The sequence below is a fragment of the Desulfurispora sp. genome, assembly GCF_052744395.1.
On sequence record NZ_JBRAJI010000016.1, the window covers coordinates 12200 to 37608 of the forward strand.

Genomic DNA, 25409 nt, shown 5'->3' on the forward strand with positions numbered 1-25409 from the left:
CCTTGTCCAAGCCGTCCGCAACTAAAACTGGCGTAAAAAGCGCAGGTCGTTTTCAAAGAGCAGGCGCAGGTCGTCAATGCCGTACTTGAGCATGGCAATGCGCTCCACACCCATGCCAAAGGCAAAGCCGGTTACCCTGCTGGCATCATAGCCCGACATCTCCAGCACCCGGGGATGCACCATGCCGCAGCCCAGAATTTCCAGCCAGCCGGTGTGCGAGCAGACGCGACAGCCGCTGCCCCCGCACATCACGCAGGAAATGTCCACCTCGGCACTGGGTTCGGTAAAGGGGAAAAAGCTGGGCCGAAAACGGGTTTTGGTCTGAGGGCCGAACATTTCCTCGGCAAAGACCTGCAGCACGCCCCGCAGTTCGGCAAAAGTGACCCTTGTATCCACCAAAAGTCCTTCCACCTGGTGGAACATGGGCGAATGGGTGGCATCATCGTCCCGGCGGTAGACCTTGCCCGGTGCAATAATTTTTACCGGTAGCCGGGGTGCCGTGCTCTCCATGGTGCGCACCTGCACCGGCGAAGTGTGGGTGCGCAACAGCACTTCCGTCGAGAAAAAGAAGGTATCCTGCATATCCCGGGCCGGGTGATCCTTGGGCAGATTGAGCGCTTCGAAATTGTAGTAATCCAGCTCCACCTCGGGACCTTCGGCAATGGCAAAACCCAGGCCCAGGAAAATTTCCTCAATCTGCCTGGTCACCTGGGAGAGCGGGTGCAGGCGACCGCTGGGCAGCGCGGTACCGGGCAGGGTGACATCAATTTTCTCCCGCACCAGCCGCTGTTCCTGTTCCTGTCTTTTGAGCAGATCGGCCCGGGCGGATAGATTGCGCTCCAGTTCCTCCCGCACCTGGTTGGCCATCTGGCCCACCAGCGGCCGCTGTTCCGGGCTCAGGCTGCCCATACCCCGCAAAATAGCGGTTAATTCACCCTTTTTGCCCAGGTAGCGAATACGCAATGCTTCCAGTTCTTCCAGGTTCTTTACCTGCTGCAGTTCGGCATTGGCACGCCCCTGCATTTCTTGCAGTTTTTCCAGCAAATCTTGATGCCCCCTCTGGTAACATTAATGTGGCAAGAAAACTTGACTACATAAAAAAACCGCCCCCGTAGGGACGGCTGTATGCCGCGGTACCACCCTGCTTGTTTGACCTCCTTAGGGGTCAGACCAGCTCATTCGGGAGTGCTCCGGGCACCCCCTTTTTCCGGTAACGGCGGAAATACCGGCACCACCTACTGATGAGCCCGTTAGGCCCACGTTCAGCTGCAGCTCCGGGGTGAATTCACCCGCCGCGCCCTTGAGAAAACTTCCAGTCCACGGTTTTCTCTCCCTGGAAGGACACCTGACTGCAGGTTACTGCTCCCCTTCATCACCGCTGGCCATATATCATTAGTGCAGGCACAACCTGCGGTAGATTATATAGGCAGTGATGGATCCCGTAGTCTCGAACAGTCGCCAAAAAAACTCTGCGGTTAAGAGCATTTAACCACAACCCTTCCAGTTTTCAGGCACCTTTCGAGATCGATTATATCACAGCCCGGAAGGCCAAAACAAGCAAGGACAGGTAAAAATGTTCAGGCGCGGCAGTGGCGCTGCCGGTAAGCTTCATAAAGCATTACCGCCGCAGCAATGCCGGCATTGAGCGATTCCACGTCCTCCTGGATGGGAATGCTTAAAGCACGCCGGGTAAACTCCCCCCACCGGCCGGAAACGCCGTGGGCCTCGCTGCCAATGACCAGTGCCACCCGCCCGGTCAGATCGGCATCCACCAGAGAAAGCTCCCCGTGCGGCCGGCTCAGCCAGACTTCCAGCCCCATCTGGCAGAACAATTGGCCGAGCGGCTCGATATCCACATCCTGCCAGACCGGCAGTTTAAAGACTGCGCCCATGGTGGCGCGCAGCACCTTGGGATTGAACAGATCCACCGTGCCGCGACATAAAATCAGACCGCTGGCCCCAAAAGCAGCCGCGCTGCGCACGATGGTACCCAGATTGCCCGGATCCTGCACCCCGTCCACCACCACCAGGAGCGGATTGCTGCGCGATGCGGCCAGGCCCAGCAGCAAAGCCAGATCGTCCATCTGGAGTACGGGCATTTTCACCACCGCCAGCACTCCCTGGGGCGTCCGGGTATCGGAAAGTACCTGGAAAGCGCGGGCTGATACCTCGGTGATGGATACCCCGGCCTGGCGGGCCTGTTCCAGCAGGGGAGCACTGCGCTCGGCGGGCAGCAGTTCCGGAGAATACACCAGCATCTCCACCAGGCCGGGCACGGCCAGGGCCTCCTCCACAAAGCGCACCCCCTCCGCCAGAAACTTCTGCTCCCGGCCGCGGTGTCTTTTTTCCTTCAGGCGGCTTAAATATTTCACCAGCTGGTTCTGGGGACTGGTAATCAACCGCACCCTCTCCCCCCGATAAATCTGCTCCGGAAATGCTCCTATTGGCCGGCCAGAACAAAAAAGCAGGGCCCGGCGGGCCATGCTTTTTGCGCTGTTTTAACCAAGTTTAGATTTGGCAACTTCCACCAGCTGGCTGAAGGCACGGGCATCGTTCACCGCGATGTCGGAAAGCATCTTGCGGTTGATCTTGACGCCGGCCCGTTTCAAACCGTTCATCAACTGGCTGTAATTGATCCCGTTCATGCGGGCGGCCGCGTTGATGCGGGCAATCCACAGCCTGCGGAAATCACGCTTTCTGTTGCGCCGGTCCCGATAGGCGTAGGCCAGGGACTTCATTACCTGCTGCCTGGCCACCCGGTACAGTTTGCTCTTGGAACCCCGGTAACCCCGGGCCAGCTTGAGAACCTTCTTGTGTCTATGGCGCGAAACCACACTGCTTTTAGCACGTGGCATAACTATTCCTCCTTTGGTATCGCGATTTAAAATGTATTAAAGGTAAGGCAGCAATGTGCGCAGTCTGGCAGCATCGGCCTCATGCACCACAGTGGATTTACGCAGGTTGCGCTTGCGCTTGGCCGTCTTCTTGCCCAGGATATGGCTGTGAAAAGCGTGATTGCGCTTGAACTTGCCACTGGCTGTCTTTTTAAACCTTTTGGCTGCACCGCGATGGGTCTTGATTTTGGGCATGACTCAAATCCTCTCCTTATTCCTGTTTAAGATCGGCTTTGGGGGACAAAATCATGATCATATTCTTGCCTTCCAGCTTGGGCTGCCTTTCCACATTGCCCAGGTCTTTTAATTCCTGGGCCAGGCGCTGCAAAAGCTGCATACCCAGCTGGGTATGGACAATTTCCCGGCCACGAAACATAATCGTAGCTTTAACCTTGTCGCCGTCTTTCAAAAAGCGGGCGGCGTTTTTGGCCTTGATCTGAAAGTCGTGGTCCTCAATATTGGGGCGCAGCTTGATTTCTTTAATGTTGATGATCTTCTGCTTTTTCTTGGCTTCCTTTTCCCGCTTGTTCTGTTCGTACTTGTACTTGCCAAAATCCATCAGTTTGCACACAGGCGGCCTGGCCTGCGGCGCTATCTCAACCAGGTCCAGCTGCTTTTCTTCCGCCAGCCGGAGCGCCTCGCGCGTAGGCATGATGCCCAGCTGGTTGCCCTCGCTGTCCACCAGGCGCACTTCCCGGACCCGGATTTCCTCATTAATACGGAAGTCCTTGGAAATATTATCAACCTCCTTAAAAAATACAAAAGCGGGCGTAACCCACCCGCTGACACAACAAAGCCATAGAGCTCCGGAGAGCTGGCACTTTTGCTAAGACCCGGCGAACAGCCTGCCGCGTTGCCAGGTGAGAAGCGGATGGCTTCTGCTTGAGCAGCAACAATTATTTACAATTACCAGGTAAGTATAGCATTTAACAGCAATGGTGTCAATAAGCAGCCGGGAAATTTTCTCCCACCGTCAAAAATTCTTCGTACTGTCCAGGAGCAGGGTTACCGGACCGTCGTTGAAGATCTCCACCTGCATGTGGGCTTGAAAAACACCGGTCTGCACAGCAATCCCGGTTTCCCGCAGCTTATCCACAAAATAGAGATAGAGCTGTTTCCCTTTTTCGGCCGGGGCCGCGCTGGAAAAACTGGGCCGGTTACCCCGCCGGCAATCCCCGTATAGAGTGAACTGGGAGACCACCAGCGCCTGCCCGCCCACATCGGCCAGGGCCAGATTCATCTTGCCCTGCCCGTCCTCAAAAATGCGCAGCCCGGCCACCTTGCGGGCCAGATACTCGGCATCGGCCGGTCCGTCATCCTGGCCCACTCCCAGCAACACCACTACCCCCCGGCCAATCTCACCGCTGGTTTGCCCGTCCACTGTCACCCTGCCGCATGTCACCCTCTGTACCACAGCCCGCAAAATATATCCCTCACTTCTAAAGCATTCTGACCAGGTTTTCCGGATCCTGGGCCCGGCCGAGCGCCTCCTCCCGGCTGATCAATTTCTGCAGATACAGCTGGCGCAAATGCGCATCCATGGTCTGCATCCCAAACTTGCCTCCGGTTTGCAGCTGACTGATAATCTGGTAGGTCTTGCCCTCGCGGATCAAATTGCGGATGGCCGGCGTCACCACCATGATTTCCAGCGCCAGTACCCGGCCCTGCCGGTCGGTCCGGGGAATCAGCTGCTGCGACACCACACCCTGCAGAGAGTTGGCCAGCTGCACGCGGATCTGCTGCTGCTGGTGGGGAGGAAATACGTCGATGATCCGATCCACCGTCTGAGCAGCGCTGGAGGTGTGCAGAGTGGCCAGCACCAGATGGCCGGTTTCGGCCGCTGTTAGAGCCACGGCAATGGTCTCGGGATCGCGCATCTCCCCCACCAGGATAACGTCGGGATCCTCGCGCATGGCCGCCCGCAGGGCGTTGGCGAAGGAGAGGCTGTCGTGGCCGATTTCCCGCTGGTTGACCACGGCCTTTTTGTGCCGGTGCACATACTCAATGGGATCTTCCAGGGTCAGAATGTGCACCGCCTGCTCGCGGTTGATTAAATCCACCATGGCGGCCAGGGTGGTGGACTTGCCGCTGCCCGTGGGACCGGTCACCAGCACCAGGCCGCGGGGCAGGCGGGCCAGGCGGGCGATCACCTCGGGTAGACCCAGCTCCTGAAAAGAAGGGATCGCAGTATTGATCACCCGCAGGGCCACGGCCGGACAACCTTTTTGCCTGTACACATTCACCCGGAAGCGGGCTCCGTCGGGCAGGCTGTAGGCCAGATCCAGATCGCCCCGCTCCCGAAACTGCTCTTGTTGATCCGCGGTTAACAGCTGTTTTAGAATCTCCTCCATCCCGTTCGGGGTCAGGGTGAGATCCCGCCCGGGCTGCTCCAGGCGCACCAGCTGCCCGTGCAGCCGGAGCACCGGCGGGCTGTCCACCGTGAGGTGGATGTCGGAGGCCCCCCGGGCCAGCGCCGTGCGCAGTATTTGCTCCAGCATGGCCTTTCACCCGCCTTGCTTTATTTTATTTGCTTACTGGAAATTTCCTCCTGCAAGGCCACCACAAACTGCTCCAGAGGCAGGGCTCCCTGATCACCGGCACTGCGGTGCCGCACGGCCACTGTACCTTCCCCGGCCTCCCGGTCGCCCACCACCAGCATGTAGGGGATCTTCTGGCTCTGGGCCTCGCGAATCTTGTAGTTCACTTTCTCGTTGCGCTCGTCCAGTTCCGCCCGGATGCCCGCCCCGATCAGGGTTTCGGTCACCCGTCGGGCATAGTCCAGATGGCGGTCGGTAATGGGCAGTACCCGGACCTGCACGGGCGCCAGCCAGGCCGGGAAGGCACCGGCAAAATGCTCAATCAGTATGCCGATAAAGCGCTCAATGCTGCCGAAAATCACCCGGTGGATCATCACCGGGCGGTGCTTTAGGCCATCTTCGCCCACATAGGTGAGGTCAAATTTTTCGGGCATGAGGAAGTCCAGCTGAATGGTGCCGCACTGCCAGGTGCGGCCCAGGCAGTCCTCCAGGTGGAAATCGATTTTGGGCCCGTAGAAAGCCCCATCACCCGGATTGACCTTGTAGGGCATGTTCTTGTCCTGCAGGGCATTTTCCAGGGCGCGGGTGGCCACTTCCCAGATTTCGTCCGAACCCATGGCCTTCTCCGGTTTGGTGGACAGCTCTACCTGGTATTTGAAGCCAAAGACGCTGTAGAAGCGGTCAATCAGGTCGATCACGCCCTTGATCTCCTGCTGGATCTGCTCGGGCAGCATGAAAATATGGGCATCGTCCTGGGTGAAGCAACGCACGCGCATCAGGCCGTGCAGCACCCCGCTCAGCTCATGGCGGTGCACCAGGCCCAGCTCACCCAGCCGGATGGGCAGATCGCGGTAGCTATGCAGTTTGCTTTTGTACACCAGGATGCCGCCCGGACAGTTCATGGGCTTGACGGCATAGTCCAGCTCGTCAATTTTCGTAAAATACATGTTCTCGCGATAGTGATCCCAGTGCCCGGAACGCTCCCACAGGGCCCGGTTCAGAATGATGGGCGTGCGGATTTCCTGGTAGCCGGCCCGGCGGTGCTCCTGCCGCCAGAAATTCTCCAGCTCGTTGCGGATGACCATGCCTTTGGGATGGAAAAAGGGAAAGCCCGGGCCTTCCTCCTGGATGCTGAACAGGTCCAGCTCCGCGCCCAGTTTGCGGTGGTCGCGCCGTTTGGCTTCTTCAATGCGGAAGAGATATTCTTCCAGCTGGCTCTTTTTGGGGAAGGAAGTCCCATAAATGCGCTGCAGCATTTTGTTTTTCTCGTCGCCCCGCCAGTAGGCCCCGGCCAGGCTGGTCAGCTTGAGCGCCTTCAGGTAACCGGTGGAAGGCACGTGCGGGCCGGCGCACAGATCCACAAATTCGCCCTGCTGGTAGCAGGAAATGACACTGCCCCCGGGCAGGTCGCTAATCAGCTCCACCTTGTAATCCTCGCCCGCCCCGGCAAAGCGCTGCAGGGCCTCCTGGCGGGACAGCTCAAAGCGGGTGATGGGCAGATCTTCCTTGACAATGTTCTGCATTTCGGCCTCGATTTGCGCCAGCTGCTCGGGAGTGAAAGGTTTGGGTACATCAAAGTCGTAGTAGAAACCTTCCTGGATGGCCGGGCCGATGGCCAGCTTGACGCCCGGAAAAAGCCGGGTGACCGCCTGGGCCAGCACGTGGGCACTGCTGTGCCGGAAGGCCTGGCGGCCGGGCTCGCTGTCAAAGGTAAAAAACTCCACCTGACAATCCTGCTCCAACCGGCAGCTCAAATCCACCAGCCGGCCGTCCACCGCCGCCACCAGCGCTTCTTTGCCCAGGCGGGGGCTGATATCTTTGGCCACTTCGGCCAGGCTTGTCCCGGCCGAATACTGCCGAACCGAACCGTCTTTCAGTGTAACATTAACCATAATCCACACACTCCTTGTATTTTTGTCATACCAGATAATTTTCTGTGCACAGCAGGCGAGCAGCCCTGGTTTTCCATCAAGGGCTAAAATAAAAAAACCCGCCCCCGGCAAGGGACGGGCTTTTCCCGCGGTTCCACCCTTCTTAAACCCGCACCACCCCACAGCATGACCCCAGACTGTACAGCAGGGCCACCCGTTTTTCGGCGCGTGGTTTCACTCGGCTGCCTGTTAACGGAGGCACCGGCAGACCATACACACCGCCGCAAGGGCGGCTTTCCGGCTGCAGTTCAGGGGTGGTTTGGACAGTAGAGCTCCGTAAAGGTGCTTGCAGCCTTAAGGACACCTTCTCTCTGCACGGCGCGATCCACTGCTACTTGTCCCCTTCATCACCTTTACCCGTGTTCCATTCTGGCTGTATTATATGTAAAGCAGCCCAGCGCTGTCAAGCGCAGCTGACAGCGCCACTCAAAACCAGCTTGTCCAGTTGATAATCACCAGCTGCACCAGGCCGATAATCAGCCCCAGCACCCCGCCCAGGATCTCAATGTGCCGCAGTTCCTTTCCGGCCACGCTGATAATCAGCTTCTCCAGGCGTTCCAGAGGAAAGGCCAGAATTTTTTCCTCTACCAAACGGCTAACCTGAAAATTGGCCAGCGTCTGCTGACGGATCTGCTCGCCGATCTGCTGCAGCAGGCGGGGCAGCTCTTTCTGAGCCTGCTCACTGAGCACCTCGGAAATAATGTTTTTGATCGACAAGGGAATGAACACCGGCAGCTTTTCCATCACCCGCTGCCGGATGGCCTGGGCCAGCGCCGTGCTGATCTCCCCCACGAAGTCCGGATTGGTCAACAGATCAAAAACATCCTGCGCCGAGAGCAGCTCCTGCTCCACCACCTGGCCCACACTGCGGGCCAGCTCGGCCCGACGGCGGGGAATCAAGCCCTGCAGGTTATAGCCGGGCAGAACTACCGGACGATAGGGACGAAATAGCAAAATGACCGCAATCAGGTTTGTCAACCAGCCAATCAGGGCGCTGATCAGCGGGATCAAAATCATTTGCCAAAGAGACAATTATTCCACCTTATCAGCATACATATTACATCTGCTTTCTACAAAAAAATAAAGCACGGGCGCGTGCTTTGTCAAACTTTATTCTTTATCCGGTGGGGCACAGAACTGACAACCCGTACATTGCCCCACCCTTTGCCAGAAAACACTCTTCATGGTCTCCAGCAGATAGGCCGGCACCTCGCGCCGCCCGGTGTGAAAAACAATTCTCTTCGGGGCCAGCGAGACCAGGGCGCTGATCAGCAGGTCCTCATAACTGATCTCGCTGCTGGTCAGCTCCACCATCAAACCTTCCAGGAACTCGCTATTAATGTTGCGGTATTGCCGGTCATAAAGTTTAAAGGCTCCGTTGGGCATGATCAGCACATGCACCAGGCTGACCCGCGGTTCCTGCATTTCCACAAAATAGCGCAGCAGCTGGACAAATTCGTTGTACTCCTTTTCCAGCAAAAAGTCATCCACCGCTTTGTCAGCCGCCTCTTTCAGTTCGCTGACATACTCTTTGAGCCGGAAGCGAATAAAGCCATCCAGGACCAGATCATCGCTGCTCTGCCAGTACTCCTGCAACCGGCTCAAGATCAGCTCTTTGCGCCGCGCGCGGTACAGCCTGTAGCCCTCGCTTTCCGATTGCCCGTGGTTGATATACTGCAGGGCCTGGCGCAAAATAACCTGTTTTTCCTCTGCGGTGAAATAATAAAATTGTTCGCGAATGATATCGCTGAGCAGCAGGTATTCCCAGTGCTGCATGATCGCTTCGGCCAGCAGATTGGCCAGAAAGTCCTTGAGCTGCTCTAACCGGACACCGTGTTTGAGGCGCAGGGAAAAAAAAGTCAACTTGCCCGCCGTGCTCTCAATCATTTCCACCTGCAGCCCTCTTTTTTGCAGGTACTGGCAGGTGCCCAGCAGGTCCTTCTTCAAAACATCACTGTACTTCTTCACGCCTATAGAAACAGCCGGTGCCAATGGCGCTCACTCCTTTACCCTGCCCTGGTATATTCTATGAGCATGGCCTGTCCGGTAAGCAAACTTTTTGGCCGGTAAGCAAAGTATAAACCATCTGCCACTGCAAAATGCCTTGTAAATTCTTTTAATAAAACCACCCGCCCAACCGGCCGGCATTTTGCTTAAAGCACCCGGTGTGCTATACTTATCTGGTACAGCAAGTCTCATTAATACTCAGTCGGGTGAAGCCCATGCAATTCGTCCCTCTTTATTTTGCTGACAAGTTAACTGTAATCAATCCGCAGGGTTTTGTGGCGGTGGTGACCCTCTGGTCGCAGCAAAGCTTTGTTTTGAAAAAAATGCGGGAAGCGGGCATTGATCTGGACCCGGCCACTTCTCCGGTAGCAGTGCTGGGAAACCTGTATGGGAACGGCCTCAAGCACCTGCTGCGCAACCTGCTCTACAATCCGCAGCTGACCCACCTTTTGATCTGCGGGCGGGACCGTTCGGGCTCCCGGCAGGAACTGGTAAATTTTTTTCAGTACGGTCTGGAGGACTACCGACACCTGGGCGTAGAGTTAAAGCGCATTACCGGTACCAACCGGGTGCTGGACGCCAGCCTCACGCCGGCCCACTTCACCCGGCCGCCGCACATCGCCTGTGCCGGCGACCTGCACACGCCGGAGTCGCTGCAGCAATTAAAATCCTTTTTTGCTTCCCTGCCTGCTCCGGACTGCCGGCCCGCCGTCACCGAAGCCGACCGCGTACTTGTACCCCTGCCCGATGTGCAGGTGGGCTATTACCCGTCCAACCCGCGGCAGCACACCATCGTGGCCCCCACCATGCTGCCGGCCTGGCAGGAACTCATTTTCCGCCTGGTGCGCTTCGGCCATCCGGTAGAGCTGCGCAAGGGGAAGCGCCAGGAACTGCAAAATGTAAAGGTAGTGGTAGAAAACCCCATCGTGGAAGATGCCCAACTGCTGGCCCGTTACGGTTTTTCCCGGGACAAATTTCTGGCCTACCAGCAAGAACTGCTGCAGGGCAGCCCGCCGGGCGATGATACTAGCTACACCTACGGCCACCGCCTGCGGGGCTACTTCGGCCTGGACGGACTGGAAGCGTGCATTAAGCGCCTGCGCCGCGACCGCCAGGACCGCCACTGCTACATCGCCCTGTGGGACACGGCCCGCGACATGGCCTCTCCCGGCGGACATCCCTGCCTGGTTTCGGTTTATTTTCGCTTTTATGACGAAAAGCTAACCCTGACGGCAGTCTTTCGCACCCACAACGCCCTGGACGGCTGGCCGGAAAATTTTTATGGTTTAATGGGAATTCGGGATTATGTCAGCCGGGCTGTGGGCGTGCCCGGCGGTGCCATCACGGTCTTCAGCCACTCCATCAGTATTGATCTCAACGAATACGACCGGGCCAAACGCATTGCCGGCAGCAAAGGCTTTGCCGTCAACCTGGACCCCAACGGTGAATTCCGGGTTACTGTAGACGGAGAGGAAATAGTGGTGCAGCACTGGCACGGCAGCCTCATGCTGCAGGAATATCGGGCCCGCCAGGCGGAAAAGCTGCAGCATATGCTCTACCGGGACGGCGCGCTATCCGACATCAACCACGCCCTGTATCTGGGACGCCAGCTGGGCCGAGCCGAGATGTGCATCAAGCTGGGATTGTCTTTTGAGGAATAGTTTTCAAATAAAATATCCGGAATTACCCCTTGACTTTTATATGGTCCGGTGCTAGAATTGTCTTTGCTGACAGGCGAGGAAACATCCCTGCAGCTCGTGGTGGGTGTAGCTCAGGTGGTTAGAGTACCAGATTGTGGCTCTGGGGGTCGTGGGTTCAAGTCCCATCACCCACCCCAGCACTGGGGCGTAGCCAAGCGGTAAGGCAGCGGGCTTTGGACCCGCCATGCGTTGGTTCGAATCCAGCCGCCCCAGCCAAATTTGCGGGCCATTAGCTCAGTCGGTAGAGCACCTGACTTTTAATCAGGGTGTCGGTGGTTCGAGTCCACCATGGCTCACCAGCAGCGAGGATGCTGATTAAGGCATCCTCGCTGTTTTTTTCTCTACGGCAGGGCGGCCCGGCACCATCGCCGCCCCCAACCGCCAGACAAAGGCCCATCCATCCCCCTGTCCGCAGGCGGCAATTTCTGTTATGATATAACCTAGAAAATGAGGTGAGAGAATGGCGGTTGTCAAAACATGCTGCCCGCTGGACTGTTTTGCCCACTGCGGCTTGCTGGCCACAGTGGAAAACGGCCGGGTGGTGGAGATCAAGGGCGACCCGGACCACCCCCTGACCCGGGGACTGGTCTGCAGCAAAGCCCGCAGGCACCTGACCCGCCTGTACAGCAAGCAGCGGCTACTCAGCCCCGTAAAGCGCACCCCGGACGGCTGGCAAGCCATCGACTGGCCGCAGGCCTACCGGGAGATCAGCTCCCGGCTGGAGGACATCCTTTCCCGCTATGGCCCGCAGAGCGTGTTGTACCATGCCGGAGGCGGCTCGGAGGGCCTGCTGCACCGGCTGGAAATGCGCTTCTTCCGCCTGCTGGGCGGCTGCAGTTTGCCCCGGGGCAGCCTGTGCTGGGGCAGCGGCTATCAGGCCCAGCTTTACGACTTCGGCGCTTTAAAAGCCCATGCCTGGCAGGACATACTGAACTCCCGGACGGTAATCCTCTGGGGCCGGGACCCGGCCAGCACCCACATTCATCTCCTGCCCTACCTAAAACAAGCCCGGGAGCAGGGAACTCGCATTGTGCATATCAACCCCATCCGTACCGCCAGCTACCGGAGCGGTGACCTGCGCATCGCCCCCCGCCCCGGAACCGATGGGGCCCTGGCACTGGGCCTGGCCCATATCATTCTGCAGGAGAAGCTGCACGACCAGCTTTATGTTAACCGGCACACGCACGGCTTCGACGCCTACCGGGAGCTGGTGGGCCAGTTTCCACCGGATCAAGTGGCCCGCATTTGCGGCATAGCAGCAGATGAAATCAGACAGCTGGCCCGGTTGTACGCTGCTCAGAAGCCAGCAACTATATTGCTGGGCTATGGTCTGCAGCGCTATGCCAACGGCGGACAGACCATCCGGGCCATCGACGCCCTGGCCGCTCTGACGGGGCAGATCGGTCTGCCGGGCGGCGGAGTGAATTATGCCAACCAGTACTGGAAAAACTTTTTTGCCGATATCACCTGTCCGGAAGCACCGGCCAGCATCCGCTATCTGCCCTGGCCGGTACTGGCACAGACCATGCTGGAGGCCGTCGACCCGCCGGTCAAAGCGGCCTTTATCACCCGTTCCAATCCCCTCACCCAGCTGCCGGACACACAGCTGGCCGGCAAAGCCTTTGCCGGACTGGAACTGCTGGTGGTCAACGATTTCTTCCTCACCGATACGGCCCGGCTGGCCCACTACGTGCTGCCCTGCACCACTTTTCTGGAAGAGGAGGACCTGTTCTGCTGCTCCTGGAACCCCTATCTGAACTACGCCCGCCCGGCCGTGTCACCGCTGGGTCAGTGCCAGCCGGACTGGCTGATTTTCAGCGAACTGGCGGCGCATATGCAGCTGGACAACTTTCCCCGGCGCTCCGCCCGGCAGTGGCTGGAGGAACTTTTGGAACCGGCCCGGCCCTACGGCTTTACCCTGAACAGGCTGGCCGAGAGTCCCCTGCGCCATCCTCTGGCCGAAGACGTACCCTGGGCCGACGGGCGGTTTGCCACGCCCAGCGGCCGGTTTGAGTTTTACAGTCAGGCGGCAGAGCAGGATGGGATTAACCCTGTGCCCGCTTTCCAACCCGCCGCCGAAAGCGCTGAGCAGCAGCCTGAACTGGCCCGGCTCTATCCCCTGCATTTGATCACCCCGCATCACCGGGATTTTCTGCACTCCCAGTTTTACAACCTGAGCAGCGGGGACAACCCGCCGGCAGAACCACCCGCCTTGTTCATCCACCCGCAGGCGGCAGCCGAACGGGGCCTTGCCCGGGATGACGCCGTGCTGGTACAATCGCCGCAGGGAAAAGTGGAGGCCAAAGCCTGCCTGACCGATCAAGTACGCCCCGATACGGTCTTCATGTATTCGGGCAACTGGCACCACCCCGGCGGTTGCGTCAACAACCTCACCTGTGCCCGCATTCCCGATATGGGGCTGGGCACTCCGCACTACGACTGCCGCTGCCAGGTCCGTAAACTGCCCAATGATTGAGACCGATTATCGGCCCCTGGAACCATCCAGCGGCCAGTTCATCCACAACCCAGGAAGAGGTGACCACAATGGCCAAAAAGTATCCCGCCCTGCAAGTGACCGATTTGAACAGTTTTCCCAAAAAACCCTGCCTGAACTACGGCGACCTGCACCGGGTGTTCAAGTACCTGGCCCCGGGCAAGAACGGCCTGGTAATAAAAATAAATGAGCAACCCGTCTTTGTGCTGGACGAAGCTGCCCATTACTACGTTTTTGTTAAAAACCCGGAAAAGTTCCCCCACCTGACTACGGTATACCTCTCTGCCCGGGAGATTCTGGGCGATCATTTAAGCGAAGCAGCAGCGGAAGCAGCCATGGAGGAACTCCAGTTTAAAGAAACAATCCTGAAGGAAGTGTAGCCGTACTAGCACTGGTGCGGGCGGTGGGATTTGAACCCACACGGGTGTACCCCACTGGATCCTAAGTCCAGCGCGTCTGCCATTCCGCCACGCCCGCTCAACAAGTAAATCATTTTCCCCGTCTAACGAATTACAAGCACATTATATTATATTACACTGTACTTTTACTTTGCAAGCAGATATTTGTTTTGTTTTGCGGCAGAACATAAAAGCCAGCCGGGATAACTGCCATCTCCGGCTGGCTTGATCATTCATCGCCGGTTATTTCCGGGGTGTAATAAAGGCATCGGCAATGCCCACAAATACACCCAGGGCATCTTCCGGTGTCAGCACAATTTTGCCTTCCATGATGGCCGAGGTAGGGTCGATCTTTCTGGAAGCAGCATCCAGCCAGATCTGGGCGGTGGTGATTACAGTAGCGGCAACATCCTTGCTTTCACCCCGGGTCCAGGTGATTTTGCCCTTGCAGATATGCACTACATACTTGCCGCCCTGCTCACCATTTAAAATAAACTGGGCTTTGACGTCGGCATCCTTGATTACATCGGCATTGTAAGGCAGTGTGTTCAAGTACTCCTCAAAGGGAGTTTGAGCAACCGGCTTTTCCTCAGCAGCCGGAGCAGCGGGTTGCTCCGCAGGTGTGGCCGGCTGGCCGGCAGCCACGGGCGGGTCAATGCTCACGGTAAAAGTGGCGGCATCCCAGCCCACTTTCGCCCCCAGGGCTTCGCTGACGAAACGCAGCGGCACCAGAGTGCGGTTGTTCACCTTTTTGGCTGGCACGTCCAGCACGACTTCCTGGCCGTTCTTGCTGGCCTTGTTGCTGCCAATGGTCAACTTGATCACAACATCATCTTTGGTTGCCGTCACGGTCTGGGTAGCTTCTTCCCAGTCCACCTTTGCCCCCAAGGCTTCAAAAATGGCCCGCAGAGGCACCAGGGTGCGGTCGTTTTCAATCATCGGGGGTACGTCGAATTTCATTTCCTGCCCGGCAAACTTGACCACCGGGATCTGCTGGTCCGCCGGCGACGCCAGCGCCACACCGCTGAGCATAACCAGCACAAGCACTGTTAGAGCAACCACCGCTAATCTCTTGTTCAAAACATCCAACCTCCCGTTTTCTAATGAATCAACTGGCAATGATATTGATTGATTTAACAAGATAAAGTATAAGATATTATTGCCCCTGGTATGGTTTGAAGTAGGTCTTCATGTCCTGCAAATCATCGGTGCTACCCTGGATGGTAAACTTTTTGGTCAGATAGGCAATCTTGCCGTTGACCTTGTCCGTAGCAATATCCACCCACAGCTGTTCACCTGTATTGATCACCAGAGTGGGAGCTGCTGGGGCTTCGCCCTTGCCCACAGTGCACTTGCCGTCCTTGATGATGGCGTAGTACTTGCCCTTGCTGCCGTCAGTCAGGTTAAACTGATATACGGCGGTTACACCCTTGGCTGCATCGGGCAGGAAGCGGGCCGGCATGCTGTAAATGTAGTCTTCAAAGGGAGTTTTGGCTGCTGCAGGCTGGGCCGCGGGCTGCTGGGCCGATGTCGCCGGCTTGGCTGCGGGCTGCTGGGTGGGAGCGGCCGGCTTGGCTGCAGGCTGCTGGGTACTGGGCGCCTGGGCTGGAGATGTCGCGGGTTGGCCAGGAGCTGCGCTCTGCCCGGTTGTTCCCTGACCGGCCGGTGCGGCAGCTTGCTGACCGGCCGCAGGCTGACCGGCGCTCTGTTCCTGTGCCGGCGCACTGTTCTGCGTAGCCGGTGGCGCAGAGGCATTATCCGCCGGCTGAGACGTACTGCTTTGCCCGGCTGTCTGTTCGCTGGCAGCAGTGCTCTTTTGCTCGGCAGACTGCTTGCTGCCGCCACAGCCCGCCAGGATGAGCACCAGCACCAAACCCACTGCCAGTACCATCAACCGGATGTTTTTTTTCACTTTCAAATCGACCTCCTTCATCAAGTTAACTGGTAGATTAAATCGAAAACCGAATGTATACCCTCACTTACACCTCCCCTCTCTATGGTAAAAATTAAAATATTCTGAAAAATAAAATCAATACACACGAAATCCAATATAGAGATAATTATTAATTTTGCTATAAATATACAATCTTATTTTTAAAAAATCAATATTATTATAATTTTTATAATATTTTGCGCAATCATCATGTGTCCTAAATCGAGTCACCAGCCAGCAATCGCCCCAGCGATCGCCATTGCTAAAACAAAAAAACCTCCCCTGCTCCAGGAGAGGCGATTATGGCGTCTACTAAAGTCATTTTCCATATTTATGGACTGAGCAGTTCCTCCACCCTGCTGATCAGCACGGCCATCTCAGCCCGGGTGAGTTTGCGGGCCGGGCCAAACTCCCCCTTTTCGTTGCCCCGCATCAAACCCAGTTCCCACACCTTCAAAACATACGGCCGGGCCCCCGGACTGACCAGGGCCAGATCCACCGGCGCGGTCGGCGCAGCCATGCCCACCATCACAAAACCCATTTTTCTTTGTACAGCCCGGGCCAGGCAGATAGCTACTTCCTCACGCAGTATTGGATCATTGGGCCGAAAGCCCTGGGCATCGCCCTGAAATATCCCCACCCGGGTAGCCAGCCATACGTCGCGGGCATACCAATCTTCCGGCATGACATCTTGAAAATAGCGGCGCACCGCGGACAGGTCGGCAACCTGCAGCCCAGGATCACGATCCAGCTGCCACAAGCGCACCGTGATGGCCGCAAACTGGGCCCGGGTCAGCGACCGGGAGGGACGGAATGTGCCGTTACCATACCCCTTGATATATCCTTTGGCTGCCGCCCGGCAAATGTATTCTGCCGCCCAGTGCCCATCAATATCACTGAAGCAGGGAGCGTCATGCGCCGCACTGGCAGCAGCATAGCTCGTTCCGGTACCAGCAGAAGCACATGCAGCCAACAATATGACCGTAAATAATAATGTCAGACCCCAGCGCAAAGAACCTCCCACCTTCCAGGCATTACCTTGCTTTTCCTTATTAAAAGACGGCATGAATATTCCCCGTGTTCCCGGTGCACCAATCAAATCTCCCTTGTAAATTATACCAGCGGCGGACAGCCTGTCGGACGCAAAGCAAAGTTAGTACCGGTAAATTTATCATATTTGCCGGCACAAGAAGATATTTAATCCTTGAGAAACATAATCGACAGCCGTGTTAATAAAACAGCAATTATCACCTTTGCTACCGTAAACCATCTTGCACTACAATTTGGGTAGTGATTGTTATTTCTATCACATATTTAGGTGACTCAGCTTACACCCCATTCATATACATGCCTCTCCTAATCCCCCGCCCCCTTGCATTAAGGGGTGTTTTTTTGTTTAAAATGTGGTTTAATTTTGTAATAAAACCAGGAAAGATGAGGATGAAAATAATGCCGGACAATCTTTTTTCCAACCTGTATGCCTTTGGCGACCATTATCCCCGGTTGGAGCATCCCGTGTATATCGCCCCGGGAGCCCGGATTATTGGACGGGTCACCCTGGGTAAAGGCGCCAGCATCTGGTACAATACCGTAGTGCGCGCCGATGTGGACACGGTAACCATCGGCAGCAAGGCCAACATTCAGGACAACTGCACCCTGCATGAGGATCCCGGTTTTCCGCTGGTCATCGGCGAAAAGGTGTCGGTGGGGCACGGCGCCGTTTTGCACGGCTGCACCATTCACGACCTGGCCCTGATCGGCATGGGCGCTGTTGTGCTCAACGGCGCCGTGGTCGGACGGGGTGCCGTGCTGGCCGCCGGCAGTGTCCTGCCACCGGGCAAGCAAATACCGGACGGCCACATGGCCATGGGCTCGCCGGCCAGAGTGGTACGGGCCCTCTCGGCGGAGGAGCAGCTCTTTTTTCAGCAGATGGCCCTGCGCTATTACCAGCGGGCCATGTTCTGCTTGGGACTAACAGACTATCCGGAGTACTAGATTCCCAGCACGGCTACTTCATCCCGGTCCAGTGCGCGGCGAATGCTTTCCATCTGCCGGCGCAGGACTACATCCTGCCCGGCCGCCCTTTCAATCTGGCGCAGCAGGTCGATGGTGCGGCGCAACAATGAAAAAACATCTCCCTCCTGCAGGCTGGTCACAGCCAGCAGGTTCTCGAAGCTGGCCCCTTCGCACCAGGCCGCCGCCAGAGCCGCCGGCAGGGGCGACCAGACCCGGAAATGTTCGGGCACACCCATCTGGCGCAGCTCCTCAACGAGCGCTGCCACCGGACTCAAATCATAGGCACAGGGAGCAGTAGTTTCATCCCGCCCGGGAATATAGTCCACCCCGGCCAGCACGGCAGCCACAAAGGCGGGGTCCTGATCCCGGATGATCCCGTTAAAGACCAGTTCGGTAACCAGAATTTCCTGCACATGCAGGTGCAGGGCAAAAAGTCCGCGGGGTAGAAGTTGCCGGCCATCGACATAATCCAGCGCCTCCAGCAGGTCCCAGACCCGGTTGAACTCCACTTCGTAATCCCGGGCATGCCGTTCCAGAGCCCGCAGCCTTCTGCTGAGCCGGGAACGCTTATCCTGCAGTACTGTCTGCTGCTGGCTGGCCTCCACACACAGGCGGTAGTTACAATCCCTCTGCCTGGCCTTCAGGATGTGGCGAATTTCTTCCCGCCGCTCCTTGCTGCCCGGCCGGCGGCGTTTGCGACTGCGGCTGAGGCTCTGCAGCTCTTTTTTTAGTTTCAGCCTGAGCAGCTGACAGGCCGGAGTATATATTTCCTGACAAAAATGCTGTCCAATACCGGCCAGTTTCTGCTCCACCACCGCCAGCTCCTGGCGCAGCTGCCGTTCCTCCCGCCTTTTCTGATAGTTGGAAAGGTTTTGTTCCAGATAGCGATTGATTTCTTCATCGGTCTTCCAGTAGATCAGGCTGAGCACGGTGTTGGGCGAGATCATCAGACGGCCGTACACCGGCTCCACCTGTTTTTCCGAATAGAAACCGGTTTGTTCAATATATTTCTGATCCATGCGGATATATACGCGGCCCACCGCATCATAGCCCCGCCGGCCGGCCCGGCCGGCCATCTGGAAAAATTCCCGGTTCAGCAGCGAGCGAAATTCCCGGCCGTCCCATTTGCGGCAGGTATCGAAGACCGTACTGGCCGCCGGAAAATTCACCCCTACCGCAAAGGTCTCGGTACAGAACAGCACATAGATCAAGCGCTGCTCGTAAAGCCGCTCCACCAGATCTTTCAATGCGGGAGCCAGACCGGCGTGGTGATAGGCGATGCCCTGCTGCAGCAAAAGGCGCAGGTTGGCCCGCCGCGGACCGAACAGTCCTGGATTCTTTTCCTCCGCTCCGATGATTAATTCGTTAACGCGGCGCTTCTCCCCTGCTGTCAGAAAATCCCACTCCCGCCCCAGCTCCTCCGCCAGCAGTTCGGTCTTGGCCCGCCCGAAGGTGAAGTACAGGGCGGGCAGGTGTTCTTCTATAGCCTGCACTACTTCCACACAGCTGGGGCTTGATCCCAAATTGGCCATTACCCGATCAACCTTTCATCAGTGTAAAATACAAGCCGGTTCAGGCAAAGACATCTTCTTCGTCCGCCCAGAAGCGGTGGCGGCGCAGTTCCAGCTGCCTCTCGATATACTCCCTGGCCTCCCGCTCTTTCAACACGGCGGCTTCCGGTGTGATCCAGTGCAGTTTGAGCGGTACGGCCCGCCGCCGTTCCTCAATCACCACCACCGGCTCATTGCGCACCTGGGAAATCCAGGCCGCGATCTCATCAATATTGGGTACAGTAGCCGAAAGGCCCAGGATTTTAATGTGAGCGGGTGCGAATATAATGCTCTCCTCCCAGGCGGTGCCCCTCTCCAGATCATCCAGATAATGAATCTCATCGAAAATAACGTGCGTAAAATTATCCAGCATATAAGGGTTGGCAAAACACCAGTTGCGAAAAATTTCGGTGGTCATCACCAGGAGGAGCCCCTGCTCGTTGATCGAAACATCACCCGTAATCAGACCCACCTTTTCCCCACCGAACAATTGGGCAAAATCGCGATATTTCTGGTTGGAAAGGGCCTTGATGGGCGATGTGTACACCGCGCCCTTGCCTTCGGCAATCACCTTTTCCAGCAGTTTTTCGGCAATCAGGGTCTTGCCCGTACCGGTAGGTGCCGCCACCAGCACACTGCGCCCGGCCAGTAGAGCATCAATGGCCTGCTCCTGAAAAGGATCCAGAGCCAGCGGTCCGCCTGAAGCCACTTCCCGGGTCAGCTGTTTTTTAGGTCGCCTTTTGGTTTTTTTGCGCAACAATCTCCTGAAGGCCCCTTTCAATTTTCTGTTTTTTTAATTATACACCAATCCGGGATGGAAAATCCGGTAAACTTACCCCGGCACTGCAGTCCGGGTAAAAATTTTCCGCCGGTGCTTTAGAAATTCATGTAGCGGGTATATAATGTTAGATAAGCCATGCGGACTTCTTTAAAGGAGGGTGCCTGCCTTGAACTCAAAACCAGACCAGGATTACCGCTTTAATTTTGCAGAGGGCAATCGCATCATCAGTATGGAAATCAAATGCTGTGGGCAACATATTGGTGAGCTGCGCTTCCGGGATGGGGAAAGCTGTACCTGCCCGGTCTGCCGCAGTCAGCACAAGCTGCGCATGGATTACAATCACTTCCACGTCAGCAAAGTGAACAACTCTTGAGCTCACAGGGAGGGATACTAGTTGCCTGCCAGGTTGGAGCAAGGGGCAAAATTAAAGCGACCTGGTCGCAAGTCAAAGCAATACCGCCTAAAAAGCCGTGCCCGATTTATTAACACGTAAAGTACATTTATACAACCACCCATACCTCAAAACCGAACAACCAGTAATATTCCTTGCCCCGGCCCGACCGCCGGGGCTTTTCATCTATTTGAGCACCTGCCGCAGCAGGCGCAGGTGGTTGCCGCCCAGTATCTTCTCCACATCACTTTCACTGAAACCGCGTCCCAGCAACCCCTCGGTCAAAACGGGCAAACCGGTCACATCCTCCAGGCCGGGCAGTACAGCGTCAATACCATCAAAATCCGAACCCAGGCCCAGGCAGTCCACCCCACCGGTGGAAGCAATGTGCACGGCGTGGTCCAGCAAGCGCTCCAAATCCGGCATTGCGCTGTGCACAAAGGGTGGATAAAAGCACAGGCCTACCACCCCACCCGCCGCTGCCAGGGCCCGGATCTGGCCGTCATTCAGATTGCGGGGGTGGTCGCAGACTGCCCGGCAATTGGCATGGGAAACCAGGATGGGCTGGCTGGATACCTCCAACGCCTGCCAAAAACCGGCCTCCGAGATATGTGCCAGATCCACCAGCATGCCCAGGCGGTTCATTTCCTGCACCACCTGCACACCAAAGTTGGTCAATCCGCCTCCGGTCCGGGATTCCAGCACACCGTCGGCCAGCCGGTTGCGGTAATTCCAGGTCAGGGTGATGCTGCGCACTCCCAGGCGGTAAAGCTGGCGCAGCACGGCCAGGCTGTCCTCCAGACATTCGCCCCCCTCGACAGTCAGCAATCCCCCCACCTCTTTTCCGGCCAGAACCCGATCCAAATCCGACCGGCTGCAGATCAGCCGCAAAGTACCGGCATTTTCCTGCAATTCCTGCTCAAACCGGTCGATCAGTTCCAGCAACCGCTGCAGCGGGCGAGCATAATACTGCGGCTCGATAAAGGCGGCAAAATACTGCACCTTGACATTGGCGGCCACCAGGCGCGGTAAATCCACATGTCCCCGCTGGCTGGCCACCCCCAGACGGCGCTCCTGGGACTGTAGAGCGGTCAGCGTATCACAGTGACTGTCAACAATCAGCGCCCGGCTGTGCAGCCGGCAAGCCCTTTCCGATATTTCCGGATGTATTTTCTTAACCTCACCGGGCATATCCATCGTCTCCACAGCGTATTTTGGCGGCAGACAACTCTCCCCACATCCAATATCCAGCACCCGGCAACTGAAAAAAGCCCGCTCATTCAGCTGGCTGAACTGGCGGGCTCCTGACACCACACTTATTTCTCCGATTACCCCGGGGCCTTTAACGCGGTTCTACAATCAGCTTGATCGCAGTTCTTTCTTCGCCATCAATTATAATATCGGTGAAGGCAGGAATGCAAATCAGATCAACACCACTGGGCGCTACAAACCCTCGGGCAATCGCTACCGCTTTTACTGCCTGGTTGAGCGCTCCGGCTCCGATGGCCTGTATTTCCGCACAGCCCCTCTCGCGCAGCACACCGGCCAGAGCTCCTGCTACAGAATTTGGATTGGATTTTGCTGAAACTTTTAATACCTCCATCATCTAGGACCTCCTTCTACTGGTAAAGACATGGACAGCCTGGGCAGTTATTGTATTTTCATTTATATTCGCTAAGATTGCAAAAATTCCTGTTATTCATAATGAAATAAATTTCCATTACTCAAAATTTTGCACCCTCTGGATAGAGCGGGCCCGCCCGGTGTTTTCATCAATGTCCAGAATCACGGCATTGAGCTGATATGGTCCGGTGGCCACCTCGAAACGCCGGGGTATTCCAGTCAAAAACTTCTCCAGCACGGCTTCTTTCTCCACACCAATAATTGAGTCCACCGGCCCGGTCATGCCCACATCGGTGATATAGGCGGTACCGCCGGGCAGGATGTGCTCGTCGGCGGTCTGCACATGAGTATGGGTGCCGCAAACCGCGCTGACCCGGCCATCCAAATACCAGCCCATGGCTATCTTTTCCGAAGAAGCCTCGGCATGGAAATCCAGCAAAATCACTCTTACTTCCGGTGCCAGTGCCGCCAGCAATTCGTCCGCCTTGCGGAACGGGCAGTCCAGTGCCTCCATGAAGACCCGCCCGGCCAGATTTAGCACCGCCACCGGCACCCCGCTGCGGGTTTTGAGTACCTGCAGACCATGACCCGGCACCCCGGGAGGATAATTGGCCGGACGCACAATGCGCTCCTCCCGGGCCAGCAGTGTCAGGGCCTCCTTCTGCTGCCAGACATGATTGCCCATAGTGATGATATCGGCACCGGCTGCCAGGATCTCCCGGGCGATCTCGCGGGTAATTCCCTTGCCGCCGGCCGCGTTCTCACCGTTTACCACGGTCAGGTCTATTTGCTGACTGCGCACCAGGTCGGGCACATTCTCTTTAATCGCCTTGCGGCCCGGCCGTCCCACCACATCGCCCACCATCAAAATGCGCAAAACTCCCGCCGCCTCCTGCTATTTATTTATTAAAAACCAGCACCCGTCCTTCCTCACGAAAGGCAAACAGCGCGCGCTGTCCCCGCTCAACCCGCATATTGTCCAGCAGGTAATCGATGATCTCTTCCTGTATCAGCAAATCCTCCTCAAAGAGTGGTGCTTCTCCGTCCAGCACCAGGTGTTCGGACAGACTATCCCGCACCAGTTCCACAATCAGGGCTATTTCTTCCCGCCGCAGTGTCTGCACATCGCGGTACACTTCCAGCATGGCCAGCCCCTCAGCCTCGTTGTACTCCAGGCGGCTGACCAGCGGCTGGTATCCTTCCAGGCGGTGCAATACAGCGATGCTCTCCAGAAGCAGTTTTTGAAAATCATCCCGCACCGCACCGGGCAGGGAATGCCGGAAGATAAAGTTAAATCTCAATATCTGGCTGCCGGCCTCATAATCGATGGTAGCCACCTCGGGATAGCGAACCAGAATGGAGATCAAAAGCCCCACACCGTCGGCCGCACTCTCCTGCCCCACCACACTTCTTCGCTCTTTACTATCATTCATCAGCATGCTCCGCCCCCTTTCTGATTCGCCACCACCTTTTGATCTTCGGCCTCCAGGCGGTTATTCCTGCCTGACCGGAGCAGGCCGGGCACAAGAAACTTATCCCAAGGAAAAGCGGCCTTGTACAAGGCCGCTCCTAAAGACATCACCGGGCATAATCCACTACTCTGGTTTCACGAATGATGGTCACTTTAATCTGCCCCGGATAGTCCAGCTCGTTCTCGATTTTCTTGGCAATCTCCCGCACCAGGCGCACAGCCCCCAGGTCGTCCACCCGTTCGGGCTTGACCATAATACGGATCTCCCTTCCGGCCTGAATGGCGTAGCATTTTTCCACACCATCAAACGAACCGGCAATTTCCTCCAATTTCTGCAGGCGTTTGATGTAGTTCTCCAGAGTCTCCCTTCTGGCACCCGGACGGGCGGCTGAAATGGCATCCGCCGCCTGCACCAGCACCGCCACCACGGTCCGGGGCTCCTCGTCGCCGTGGTGCGCCGCGATAGCGTGCAGAACCTCGCTGTTTTCTCTGTATTTCTTGGCCAGCTCCACACCAATGGAAACGTGCGGCCCCTCCACTTCGTGATCCACCGCCTTGCCGATATCGTGCAGCAAACCGGCCCGTTTGGCCAGCTGCACATCGGCACCCAGTTCGGCGGCCATCAGGGCGGCCAGATGTGCTACTTCAATGGAATGCTTGAGCACATTTTGCCCGTAGCTGGTGCGGAACTTCAGGCGGCCCAGCAAGGTAACCAGTTCGGGATGCAGACCGTGCAACCCGGTTTCAAACAGGGCCTGTTCACCGGCTTCCCGGATCTGCACCTCCACTTCGCGGGTGGCTTTTTCCACCATTTCCTCAATCCGGGCCGGGTGGATGCGTCCATCCACAATGAGCTTTTCCAGGGCAATCCTGGCCACTTCCCGCCGGATGGGATCAAAGCCGGAGAGAATTACCGCCTCGGGCGTATCGTCAATAATCAGATCGATGCCGGTCAGCGTCTCAAAGGCGCGAATGTTGCGGCCCTCCCGGCCGATAATCCGGCCCTTCATCTCATCACTGGGCAGCGGGATTACGGCCACGGTGGTTTCCGCTACATGGTCGGCCGCACAGCGCTGAATGGCCAGCGAAACAATTTCCCGGGCCCGCCGGTCGGCCTCTTCCCGCGCTTTGTCCTCCACCTCTTTGATCAGCTTGGCTGCTTCATGCTGAATCTCTTTTTCCACATCGGCCAGTAAAATCTGCCTGGCCTGCTCGCTGGTAAGCCCGGAAATTCTTTCTAGCTCACTGAGCTGCTGCCTGTAAACCTCGCTCAGATCATTTTTGATCTTTTCAATCTCGTTTTCCCTGCGGCTTAAGCTTTCTTCCTTTTTCTCAATGGCTTCGGTCTTGCGGTCCAGGGTTTCCTCCTTCTGCACCAGCCGGCGTTCCAGCCGCTGCAGTTCGGCACGCCGCTCCTTGTTCTCCCGCTCTACCTCGTTGCGAAATTTAATAATTTCCTCTTTGGCTTCCAGAACTATTTCCCGTTTCCTGGCTTCGGCCACCTTGTTGGCCTCGTCCACAATCCGGCGGGCCTGTTCCTCCGCCGAGGCAATTTTGGCTTCTGCCAGCGATTTACGTACAAAGTAGCCGGCGACAAAAGCTACTGCCGCAGCTACCAGCGCAAACAGTATTGTGTAAAGTGACGGCAAGTTATTTTTTCACCTCCTGGTAAATATTTAAGAT

At 56.8% G+C, this 25409-nt stretch carries 25 protein-coding genes and 4 tRNA genes; 8 read left to right on the forward strand and 21 right to left on the reverse strand.

The window, feature by feature from the left end:
- Positions 1-21: 21 nt before the first annotated feature.
- From pheS to ytxC, 10 genes are all read right to left on the reverse strand, one after another.
- Positions 22-1044 (reverse strand): phenylalanine--tRNA ligase subunit alpha, encoded by a 1023-nt coding sequence (pheS, locus tag ACUVTU_RS06020; RefSeq protein ID WP_445889060.1) that lies wholly within the window; start codon positions 1042-1044, stop codon positions 22-24.
- A gap of 533 nt (positions 1045-1577) precedes the next feature.
- The gene (locus ACUVTU_RS06025) at positions 1578-2399 is read right to left on the reverse strand and encodes a TrmH family RNA methyltransferase (RefSeq protein ID WP_445889061.1); all 822 of its coding nucleotides are present in this window, start codon (positions 2397-2399) and stop codon (positions 1578-1580) included.
- Between the two features lie 99 nt (positions 2400-2498).
- A complete protein-coding gene (gene rplT, locus ACUVTU_RS06030) occupies positions 2499-2855 on the reverse strand; it encodes a 50S ribosomal protein L20 (RefSeq protein ID WP_445889062.1) in 357 nt (118 codons plus the stop codon).
- Between the two features lie 36 nt (positions 2856-2891).
- Positions 2892-3089, reverse strand: coding sequence for a 50S ribosomal protein L35 (rpmI, locus tag ACUVTU_RS06035; protein WP_018084428.1), 198 nt, complete (start codon positions 3087-3089; stop codon positions 2892-2894).
- Between the two features lie 16 nt (positions 3090-3105).
- Positions 3106-3630: a translation initiation factor IF-3 gene (gene infC / locus ACUVTU_RS06040; protein ID WP_445889091.1), complete on the reverse strand. Its 525-nt coding sequence runs from the start codon at positions 3628-3630 to the stop codon at positions 3106-3108.
- 237 nt (positions 3631-3867) lie between these two features.
- Positions 3868-4317: a D-aminoacyl-tRNA deacylase gene (gene dtd / locus ACUVTU_RS06045; RefSeq protein ID WP_445889063.1), complete on the reverse strand. Its 450-nt coding sequence runs from the start codon at positions 4315-4317 to the stop codon at positions 3868-3870.
- Between the two features lie 16 nt (positions 4318-4333).
- Positions 4334-5392, reverse strand: coding sequence for a type IV pilus twitching motility protein PilT (locus tag ACUVTU_RS06050; protein ID WP_445889064.1), 1059 nt, complete (start codon positions 5390-5392; stop codon positions 4334-4336).
- Positions 5393-5412: 20 nt separating this feature from the next.
- Positions 5413-7323 (reverse strand): threonine--tRNA ligase, encoded by a 1911-nt coding sequence (gene thrS, locus ACUVTU_RS06055; RefSeq protein WP_445889065.1) that lies wholly within the window; start codon positions 7321-7323, stop codon positions 5413-5415.
- Between the two features lie 465 nt (positions 7324-7788).
- The gene (locus tag ACUVTU_RS06060; protein ID WP_445889066.1) at positions 7789-8394 is read right to left on the reverse strand and encodes a DUF445 domain-containing protein; all 606 of its coding nucleotides are present in this window, start codon (positions 8392-8394) and stop codon (positions 7789-7791) included.
- 78 nt (positions 8395-8472) lie between these two features.
- Complete coding sequence (ytxC, locus tag ACUVTU_RS06065; protein WP_445889067.1) at positions 8473-9354, reverse strand: putative sporulation protein YtxC; 882 nt, start codon at positions 9352-9354, stop codon at positions 8473-8475.
- A 230-nt stretch (positions 9355-9584) separates the two neighbouring features.
- Here ytxC and ACUVTU_RS06070 point away from each other — a divergent pair, with 230 nt between their 5' ends.
- The 6 genes from ACUVTU_RS06070 (at position 9585) to ACUVTU_RS06095 (ending at position 13943) form a co-directional block, all read left to right on the forward strand.
- Complete coding sequence (locus ACUVTU_RS06070; protein ID WP_445889068.1) at positions 9585-11030, forward strand: DUF4346 domain-containing protein; 1446 nt, start codon at positions 9585-9587, stop codon at positions 11028-11030.
- 99 nt (positions 11031-11129) lie between these two features.
- A tRNA-His gene (locus ACUVTU_RS06075) sits at positions 11130-11206 on the forward strand.
- A 4-nt stretch (positions 11207-11210) separates the two neighbouring features.
- A tRNA-Gln gene (locus tag ACUVTU_RS06080) sits at positions 11211-11285 on the forward strand.
- 7 nt (positions 11286-11292) lie between these two features.
- Positions 11293-11368, forward strand: a tRNA-Lys gene (locus ACUVTU_RS06085).
- A 161-nt stretch (positions 11369-11529) separates the two neighbouring features.
- Positions 11530-13545 carry a molybdopterin-containing oxidoreductase family protein gene (locus tag ACUVTU_RS06090; RefSeq protein ID WP_445889069.1) on the forward strand — a complete coding sequence of 672 codons (2016 nt, stop codon included), beginning with the start codon at positions 11530-11532 and terminating at the stop codon, positions 13543-13545.
- 68 nt (positions 13546-13613) lie between these two features.
- Positions 13614-13943, forward strand: coding sequence for a hypothetical protein (locus tag ACUVTU_RS06095; RefSeq protein ID WP_445889070.1), 330 nt, complete (start codon positions 13614-13616; stop codon positions 13941-13943).
- 12 nt (positions 13944-13955) lie between these two features.
- On the opposite strand, the gene ACUVTU_RS06100 is transcribed toward ACUVTU_RS06095, so the two are convergent.
- The 4 genes from ACUVTU_RS06100 to ACUVTU_RS06115 form a co-directional block, all read right to left on the reverse strand.
- Positions 13956-14040: transfer RNA gene (locus ACUVTU_RS06100), tRNA-Leu, on the reverse strand.
- Between the two features lie 164 nt (positions 14041-14204).
- The gene (locus ACUVTU_RS06105; protein ID WP_445889071.1) at positions 14205-15041 is read right to left on the reverse strand and encodes a stalk domain-containing protein; all 837 of its coding nucleotides are present in this window, start codon (positions 15039-15041) and stop codon (positions 14205-14207) included.
- Between the two features lie 76 nt (positions 15042-15117).
- Positions 15118-15873: an SCP2 sterol-binding domain-containing protein gene (locus ACUVTU_RS06110; RefSeq protein WP_445889092.1), complete on the reverse strand. Its 756-nt coding sequence runs from the start codon at positions 15871-15873 to the stop codon at positions 15118-15120.
- Positions 15874-16225: 352 nt separating this feature from the next.
- Positions 16226-16906: an S-layer homology domain-containing protein gene (locus tag ACUVTU_RS06115; RefSeq protein WP_445889072.1), complete on the reverse strand. Its 681-nt coding sequence runs from the start codon at positions 16904-16906 to the stop codon at positions 16226-16228.
- Between the two features lie 437 nt (positions 16907-17343).
- Between ACUVTU_RS06115 and ACUVTU_RS06120 the strand changes: the two genes are divergently transcribed.
- Positions 17344-17889, forward strand: a complete 546-nt coding sequence (locus tag ACUVTU_RS06120) for a gamma carbonic anhydrase family protein (RefSeq protein ID WP_445889073.1) — start codon at positions 17344-17346, stop codon at positions 17887-17889.
- Here ACUVTU_RS06120 and ACUVTU_RS06125 read toward each other — a convergent pair.
- Together ACUVTU_RS06125 and ACUVTU_RS06130 are read right to left on the reverse strand one after the other, a co-directional pair.
- On the reverse strand, positions 17886-19442 hold the full coding sequence (locus ACUVTU_RS06125) for a helicase-related protein (RefSeq protein WP_445889074.1): 1557 nt from the start codon (positions 19440-19442) through the stop codon (positions 17886-17888). The genes ACUVTU_RS06120 and ACUVTU_RS06125 overlap by 4 nt on opposite strands.
- Positions 19443-19482: 40 nt before the next feature.
- Positions 19483-20217, reverse strand: a complete 735-nt coding sequence (locus ACUVTU_RS06130) for a DEAD/DEAH box helicase (protein ID WP_445889075.1) — start codon at positions 20215-20217, stop codon at positions 19483-19485.
- A 181-nt stretch (positions 20218-20398) separates the two neighbouring features.
- Between ACUVTU_RS06130 and ACUVTU_RS06135 the strand changes: the two genes are divergently transcribed.
- Entirely contained in the window at positions 20399-20614 is a 216-nt protein-coding gene (locus ACUVTU_RS06135; protein WP_445889076.1) for a hypothetical protein, read from the forward strand.
- Positions 20615-20818: 204 nt separating this feature from the next.
- Here the strand turns inward: ACUVTU_RS06135 and ACUVTU_RS06140 are convergent, their stop codons facing one another.
- The 5 genes from ACUVTU_RS06140 to rny form a co-directional block, all read right to left on the reverse strand.
- On the reverse strand, positions 20819-21946 hold the full coding sequence (locus ACUVTU_RS06140) for a dipeptidase (RefSeq protein ID WP_445889077.1): 1128 nt from the start codon (positions 21944-21946) through the stop codon (positions 20819-20821).
- Positions 21947-21974: 28 nt separating this feature from the next.
- On the reverse strand, positions 21975-22235 hold the full coding sequence (spoVS, locus tag ACUVTU_RS06145; protein WP_012032475.1) for a stage V sporulation protein SpoVS: 261 nt from the start codon (positions 22233-22235) through the stop codon (positions 21975-21977).
- A 117-nt stretch (positions 22236-22352) separates the two neighbouring features.
- Positions 22353-23132: a TIGR00282 family metallophosphoesterase gene (locus ACUVTU_RS06150; protein ID WP_445889078.1), complete on the reverse strand. Its 780-nt coding sequence runs from the start codon at positions 23130-23132 to the stop codon at positions 22353-22355.
- Between the two features lie 22 nt (positions 23133-23154).
- On the reverse strand, positions 23155-23694 hold the full coding sequence (locus tag ACUVTU_RS06155) for a hypothetical protein (protein WP_445889079.1): 540 nt from the start codon (positions 23692-23694) through the stop codon (positions 23155-23157).
- Positions 23695-23833: 139 nt separating this feature from the next.
- Positions 23834-25375, reverse strand: a complete 1542-nt coding sequence (rny, locus tag ACUVTU_RS06160) for a ribonuclease Y (RefSeq protein WP_445889080.1) — start codon at positions 25373-25375, stop codon at positions 23834-23836.
- Positions 25376-25409 lie beyond the last annotated feature (34 nt).